This window comes from Microcoleus sp. w1-18aA5, from assembly GCF_036701705.1.
Lineage (GTDB): Bacteria > Cyanobacteriota > Cyanobacteriia > Cyanobacteriales > Microcoleaceae > Microcoleus.
Genome location: NZ_JAUPTE010000150.1, coordinates 1 through 4,259, shown reverse-complemented (window position 1 = coordinate 4,259; position 4,259 = coordinate 1). Strand labels below are relative to the sequence as shown.

2 protein-coding genes are annotated in these 4,259 nt (G+C 46.9%); both read right to left on the bottom strand.

All coding sequences use genetic code 11. The annotated features are described in order from the left end of the window. Positions 1-89: 89 nt before the first annotated feature. A complete protein-coding gene (locus Q5691_RS27310) occupies positions 90-3,140 on the bottom strand; it encodes an AAA family ATPase (RefSeq protein WP_333312335.1) in 3,051 nt (1,016 codons plus the stop codon). 730 nt (positions 3,141-3,870) lie between these two features. Beyond that, a complete protein-coding gene (locus Q5691_RS27305) occupies positions 3,871-3,993 on the bottom strand; it encodes a hypothetical protein (RefSeq protein ID WP_333312336.1) in 123 nt (40 codons plus the stop codon). Between the last annotated feature and the right edge of the window lie 266 nt (positions 3,994-4,259).

Genomic DNA, 4,259 nt, shown 5'->3' with positions numbered 1-4,259 from the left:
TCTTGCACTTTTTTCTCGATCGCGCGATCGAAAACCCAGACCACGCAATATGCGAGCGATTATTCAGCAAACCCTACCTATTTTTTGAGTCATTCTATTCGTGGGCAACGGTTCAAAAGTTCTCCAATCCGAGCGCGCACGACAGCATCTTGCGTCTCAAGCCAAGCGGCGATAGTAGATACATTGTATTTCTTTCCTGGTGCATCCCAACCATACATCTGAGTGATTAAAGTTTGCATTTGTTCGGGATAATATTCGAGCCACCAGACTAACGCAATATCTCGGATTTTTTCCGCGTCAAGTTCCATTAATTCTGCTGTCAGGGGATTATCAACTGCCACATCGAGTGGCGTGACAGTTGCAGCGTCTATAAACTGCTCTACCCCCTCCCCCCCCTGTGACAGTGATAACCTGCTGACTATCGGTTCAATGCCATTGTCTGTAAGAGATTCAGTTGTTTTTACATTGTCACACTCTGAATTTTTGCTGACTATCTGCTGACTATTCTGCTGACTATCTTCAAAGTTATGCTGTGTATGGTTTTCAGAAGAATAGTCAGCAAGTGGCACTGTGAGTAAGGGGGGGGGAGGGGGTAATGGTTTTTTGTTTTCAACTGTCACAGTGTCAGTTGTAGGAATCAACAGAGAATAAAGATTAAATCGTCTGTCACCAGGTGCGGGTCGGCTGTTAATCAGTCGTTTATTTTCCATACGGCTAAGTTCGCTGTAGACGCTGCCACGCTGTTCCCGAGTCAATCCCAGCAGCTCCATAATTTCAGAGCCAGATAGCTCTTTTTGATTGTTTCGCAACACATTGGTTATCCGCTCTCGGTAAGACTGCTGCTGCTGTGCTTCTTGTTCGTCAACCCCGACTTCTCCCATGAACTCCCATGAATTGTTCTCGGCATTGAATTCGATATTAAGGGTCGTGCCTTCAGAGTCGCGGGACATTGCCGTTAAAATTCGCTTAGGGTCTTTAGGATCGACAATCATCCGTTTCTTATTATTTGGATCGGGTTTGGGAATTCGATCGAGCATCCACGTTCCCCAGCAAGCACCCACTATCGCCGTCGATCCTCGGGCTCGCTCGACTCCTATTGCATCGTTCCCTTTGTTGGCGTGGTGTACCAAAATGCCAGCCGCGCGGTAGCGAGTCAGCATATCGTTCAGGGCGATAATGTTGTCCGCAAATTCGGCGCTGTTCTCGCTGACTTCCTTGCCAGCGGTAATTTTTTTAAGCGAATCAATAACTACTAGGTCAGGGCGGAAGTTTTCTAGCTCTGCTTCTAGCACTGCCAGTTGATCGATGCTCCACCGAGGGATGACGTGCAGATTTTTGGTGTCTTGGCTTCGGAATCCCCGCTGGGTTAGTTCGTGCTTGAGCGACTGTTTGGAGGCATCGGGCGTAATTAGTAGTACCTTGCCTTGCTTAGTTTCTTGGCCCAAAAATTTAGTTTCACCCGTGGCGACGCAGAACGCTAAATCGATCGCCACTTTGCTTTTCCCAACTTTGGGTAACGCACATAGTAAAACGGTTTCACCTACGGGCAACAGACCGGAAACAAGCCATTCCATTGCTTCTGACTCAGAAGCGAACAAATCATCGAGCGTGAGCACTTCAGTCTTTGGCACTTGAGTCTGCTGTTTCATTGCCGACATTGCCTCCCTGATCGTCCCCGCTCCCATGCTGTACTTGGGTGCAAGTAGTGCGATTTGTCGGCAGCGCTCAACTGGGTCTTCCATTTGTAGCAAGCCTAGCAGTTCGAGCTTAAATCGTTCTCCATCCATATTTCGTTTGAGTGGCTTGATAATTTTGTTTTCCCAAGAATAATCGCTTATACCTGCTTTCTGTCGAACTTCCTCAAGTTTGATGTTGGCTGAAAGTTCATTTTGTTCGGAGTTCAAGATTTCTCTTGCCATGTCCGCTGCTTCCCTCATGGAAAGCTTATTTTTGGCTGCCGATTTGTTGATAGCCTCCTGTTCAAAACTCCGTTGAAGCTGGATCGCACTCGCTGACTCAACAGCGCGGGCGTCAATCTCTTCTTCTAATCGCCGAATAAACTCGTCTGCGTCGATGTTGTCCAAAATTTCCCGAATATCCCCTTTCTCAGGAAGATTGGGGCATATAACGAGCGGATCGATCACTATGCAGGGGAATTGCAGGCGATCGCACGCCGACTTCACCTGAGTACCCTTTTTAACACCTGTAGAGTCGTTATCGCGTAGCTTCACAAGCGTGATGTTTTTCCCCGTTGCCCTCAGTGCTTCAACAGCTCTCGCTACTTCGGCATCGTTCCAGTTGGAACCTTGCAGAGTTAATGCTGCGATGCCGTGAGATCGAGCAATCTCCACATTGGGTTCGCCCTCAAGCATCAGGACTGCAACAGGTTCGCTGTCTGGGATTTCTTTCAATAACTCGACTACTTCATTAATGCGGTAAGCAGGCCAGGCCTTATCGCCCTTTTTCCAGATCCGCTTGCCGTCGGCGCCAAGGTGACTCTGGCGGTAGGTTTTATCACGTCCCTTGGGGTTACATTCATCTGACCATTCAATCCGATAGACTATTCCTGCTAGGGCGTAGGAATAGGCAGTTTCTTTGAGAATTTCATACCGGGCCGGTGGCTTGTTCTTGAGGATTGCCCACAAGTCATCGGAAATTGGTTGAGCTTTGGGACAATCCCACGCTGGCTCTACAAATTGCAGAAGCTTTAGTCCCGCTGGGATGGGGGCGGGTGTTGGCTGTTTTTTGTGGATAGCACTGGCGGGTCGGCGGTTGCTATTGATTTTTTGATCGCCATTACCGCCGCGCTCTGCCACTACCTCAGCCCAAGGTCGAAGGGCTTCACGGAGGGCTGCGTTGTCACAGTCGGAGGTAAAGCAGTGATACGTTCCGCAATTTGGTTTAATCTCTAGATTGCGCCCGCCACATACGGGGCAAACATACTTGTTGTTGCCGTTGCCCGGTTCCAAGCGGTCATAAAAGTTGCGGATATCGAACGATACTTGAGTAGAACGGCCGGGATTTGATACAATGCTATCCATAGTGGGTTGTCCTGATTGGTGTACAGAAACAACCGCCACATCTAGTAACAGAGGCTTAGCCTTACCCTGAAAACGTTTGCTGTACCTGGAAATTACCATGCAAGCTAATGTTAGTTTTCGGGATAATTGGACTATAATGAAATTAAGAATTATTATTTTTGCGCCGTGCCTCTGTTAAAGGTGTGGCGATTTTTTCTTATGTGAAAAAAGCGCCTGGGGTTTTTATGCTGCAAGGAGTTGCGAATCTTGAATGTACTTTTTGAAGTTCTTGAAACAAATTTTCATGCTCTTGCCAATAAAGCCCCAATGAGAATGGTTGAACAAGTGTGCTTTTCAGCAATTTATTGGTGATTAGATGCGGTTAAATAAAAACTGCATCTAGTCGGAAGTTTGTCCGGTAGCATGGCGACACATCCAAAGCTTCAACTATCATGATAGTACACTACAACCCTTGCTCCCCGGATCTGCTGGCAAAATAGCTAAAATTAGCCGACTTTACTATTAGGGGTATATCTATCAAAAATCCTGTCCTAAAAAACAACTGGGCAAGTGGGAGACAACTTGTCTAAAAGTTGTCCCCTTAGAGGTTATAAATTTGTGGTAAAAGTGCAATATTCGATAGCTTTCAAGTAGGAAAAATATGACTTTGTGGCAAAATCTCGGTAATTACCGGGACTGTTTTTGCTTGCTCATCAACCAAGCTCATCACTTACTCCTGGAATCCATTAGAGGACAATATCATTTTCCCTGAAAGTGGATGCGCTGCGAGCTAAGGTAATCTTCGATTCGGAACGCTTTGAAAGTGTTGCTTCTAAGCTGCTGAACTCGTTTATTGAGTAGTTCCTGTCACTCCTTTTTGGTCGGTCACGGCGAAAGCGATGCCAAATCGGCGCTCTAAGGTTTCAGTACCCAAAGCCACCACTAACTCAAAAGCAAGTTTTATTCCTGGCATTGCTTAATCAGGTATGAAAAAAATAAATTGAAAATCCCGAGACTTTGTAAATGCTGGTTTATATGACTTGCATATTTAGCATTTCATACCGTAAATTAGCAACGCCGGTATTTTCGTTGTTGGAACGCTCAGGAACAGCTTACTGCGCTCTCTTCGTGGGGCGCACCTGCCGTGTATCTCTCGACCGCGCTAAAATTCCAAATGCTGCACGGCCCGCCGCTTAGTTTCCTCCCCACGCCTGTCATATTTGGCCGTAGTTACCGGAG